The organism is Cellulomonas citrea, assembly GCF_009829685.1.
Lineage (GTDB): Bacteria > Actinomycetota > Actinomycetes > Actinomycetales > Cellulomonadaceae > Cellulomonas > Cellulomonas citrea.
The window spans coordinates 1-3,015 of record NZ_VWSD01000229.1 but is presented as its reverse complement, the minus strand read 5'-3'; the positions used below and the strand labels follow the sequence as shown (position 1 = coordinate 3,015).

The window sequence follows — 3,015 nt, the reverse complement described above, 5'->3', positions numbered from 1 at the left end:
ACCCGCGCCGCCGGCCGGACGCTCCGAGCCGCCGCGACCCGAGCCGCCACGGGGAGCGCCGCCACGGGGGGCACCGCCGTGCTTGCCGGTCTCGCCCAGGTCCTCGAGGACCTCGGCCTCCAGACCGGCCCGGGTCTGCTTGGACTTCGGCAGCCGCCCGGTGACGCCCTCGGGGATGTCGAGGTCGGTGTGGATGTGCGCCGAGGCCGAGTAGGTCTCCACCGGCTCGGGGATGCCCAGCTCGAGCGCCTTGTCGATGAGGCCCCAGCGCGGCATGTCGTCCCAGTCGACGAACGTGACGGCCGTGCCCTTGTTGCCCGCGCGCCCGGTGCGGCCGGTGCGGTGCAGGTAGATCTTCTCGTCCTCGGGGCACTGGTAGTTGACGACGTGCGTGACGTCCTCGACGTCGATGCCGCGGGCCGCGACGTCGGTGGCCACGAGCACGTCGACCTTGCCGTGCCGGAACGCGCGCAGCGCCTGCTCACGGGCGCCCTGGCCCAGGTCGCCGTGGATGGCGCCGGCCGCGAAGCCGCGCTCGACCAGGTCGTCGGCCACCTTGGCGGCGGTGCGCTTGGTGCGCGCGAACACGATGGTCAGTCCGCGGCCGTTGGCCTGCAGGATGCGGGCCAGCAGCTCGATCTTGTCCAGCGCGTGGGCGCGGTAGACGACCTGCTTGATGTCCTTGACGGTCTTGCCGTCGTCGTCCGGCTCGCTCGCGCGGATGTGCGTCGGCTGGCTCATGTAGCGGCGGGCCATCGCGACGACCGGGCCGGGCATGGTCGCCGAGAACAGCATGGTGTGCCGGGTCGGCGGGGTGGCGGCCAGCAGCCGCTCGACGTCGGGCAGGAAGCCCAGGTCGAGCATCTCGTCGGCCTCGTCGAGCACCACGGTGCGGGCGTGCGACAGGTCCATGTGACGCTGGTTGAGCAGGTCGATCATGCGACCGGGCGTGCCGACCACGATCTCGGCGCCGCGGGACAGCGCCTCGACCTGCGGTTCGTAGGCCCGCCCGCCGTACACCTGGACGATGCGCACGCGGCGGTGCGTCGAGGCGGTGGCGAGGTCGCCGGCGACCTGGACGGCCAGCTCACGTGTGGGCACGACGACGAGCGCCTGCGGCTTGCCGGGGGCGGGCAGCTGGTCGTAGCCGTCCTCGTCCGGGCCGACGACGTGCTCGAGCAGCGGGATGCCGAAGCCGAGCGTCTTGCCGGTGCCGGTCTTGGCCTGGCCGATGATGTCCTGCCGGGCGAGGGCGACCGGCAGCGTCATCGCCTGGATGGGGAACGGGCGCAGGATGCCGACGTCGGCGAGGGCCTGCAGGATCTGCGGGCGCACCGCGAAGTCCGCGAAGGCGGCGTCCACGGCCTGCACCGAGCGCGACGCGCGCGACCCGGTGGGGGAGGAGGTGGGGACGGCGTCGGCCGCGGTCAGCAGCGCGGAGCCGTCGTTCTGGTCGTCGGTCAGACCGGCACTGCTCGGGCTGTCCTGGGTGGTGGGGATGTCCATGGGCGGTCGCTCACACTCGCGAAGGTGGCGGCGCGCGCACACCAAACCCCAGGGGGCTCGGGCAGGGCGCAGACGGCCACAGGTCGAACGGCAGCCGATCGTGAACGTCGTTCCCTGCTCACCGGCGAGCGCCGACGGGCGGGAGGTGGTGCCTCTGCGGGACGACCGGGCAACCGAGGTACGCGCACGACTCTACCGGACGGCACAGTGAACTCGGGGTGAACCTGTGGCTACCATCACAGGATGACCCGTGAGCGCACACCCAGGCACGCCTCCGTCACCGACACGGTGGAGCTGCTGGGACTGGTGGCGCAGCTCGAGGACAACGCGTTCGGCCGGTACGCCGCCGACGCCGCCAACGCCCCCGACGCCGAGGGACGCCTGCTCTACTCGCGGTTCGCCGCCCAGGCCGTCGAACGTCGCGACCGGGTGCTCGAGCGCGTGAGCGAGCTGGGCGGGGACCCCGCGCAGGCCATCGCCCGCTACACCACGGTGCTCGACGACTTCGACGCCCGCACCCAGCCGAGCACCTGGTGGGAGCGGCTGCTCAAGGGCTACGTCGGGGCCGGGGTGTCCGACGACTTCTGCCGGATCGCGGCCCGCAACCTCGACCCGACCTCGCGCGACCTCGTGCTCGACGTCCTCGACGACGCCGCCCAGGCCGAGCTGTCGGTGCGTTCCCTGGAGAACGCCTGCGCCGAGGACGAGGTGCTCACGGCGCGGCTCGCGCTGTGGGGCCGTCGGGTGGTCGGCGAGTCCCTGCAGATCGTGCAGCGACTGCTCATCAACCACCCCGGTCTGGCCCGGCTCATGACGCACCCGGAGCCGGCCGAGGCGCGCGTCGCACCCGCCACGGACGCTCCTGCCACCGGTGCGGCCGCACCGGTCGTGGCCGAGGCCGCCGCCCCCGGCAAGGTGCTCAACGAGCTCACCGCGCAGCACACCCGCCGGATGTCGCGGCTGAAGTTCACCGCCTGAGCCCGTCGCGGGCACCGGTGCCGGGGCCCTGCCCCCGGTGCCGAGTCCCCGCGCCGCGCACGGGGCAGCGCGGGCCCCGCACCGGACCGGACGACGAGGTCGTCAGGCGCGGTGCGAGGCCCGGAGCGCCTAGATCGAGCCGAAGCCGACCCGGCCGCGCTGCTCGGCACCGATCTGCACGTAGCCGATCGCTGCGGTCGGGACGATGACGCGCCGGCCACGCTCGTCGAGCAGCTCGAGCGCCGGCTTGCCGGCCAGTGCGGCGGCGACGGCGGCGGCGACCTCGTCGGGGGTCTGCTCGGACTCGATCGTGATCTCGCGCGGCAGGTGCTGCACGCCGATGGTGATCTCCACCAGTTCCTCCTTGGGGCCCAGCGGCGAACCTTCAGGTCCGCGGCCCGTCGATCCTAGGTCGGCGCACCGTCGGTCCGCGCCGTGCGGACCGTCTGCGGCGGCCGGTTCCGCTGGTGGCGTAGCGCCCGACGTCGCCGGTCAGGCGGAGGTGCCGGCGCCGGCCGCCGCGTCGCGCAG

General features: G+C 73.7%; 3 protein-coding genes. 1 reads left to right on the top strand and 2 read right to left on the bottom strand.

Annotation, left to right across the window (positions count from 1 at the left end; genetic code table 11):
- Window positions 1-1,506: DEAD/DEAH box helicase (locus tag F2B26_RS15460; RefSeq protein ID WP_159810876.1), on the bottom strand; the 1,506-nt coding region annotated here is incomplete at its 3' end.
- 243 nt (window positions 1,507-1,749) lie between these two features.
- On the opposite strand from F2B26_RS15460, the gene F2B26_RS15455 reads away from it, so the two are divergent.
- The gene (locus F2B26_RS15455; RefSeq protein ID WP_159810874.1) at window positions 1,750-2,484 is read left to right on the top strand and encodes a ferritin-like fold-containing protein; all 735 of its coding nucleotides are present in this window, start codon (window positions 1,750-1,752) and stop codon (window positions 2,482-2,484) included.
- A 129-nt stretch (window positions 2,485-2,613) separates the two neighbouring features.
- On the opposite strand, the gene F2B26_RS15450 is transcribed toward F2B26_RS15455, so the two are convergent.
- The gene (locus F2B26_RS15450) at window positions 2,614-2,838 is read right to left on the bottom strand and encodes a DUF3107 domain-containing protein (protein WP_159810872.1); all 225 of its coding nucleotides are present in this window, start codon (window positions 2,836-2,838) and stop codon (window positions 2,614-2,616) included.
- Window positions 2,839-3,015 lie beyond the last annotated feature (177 nt).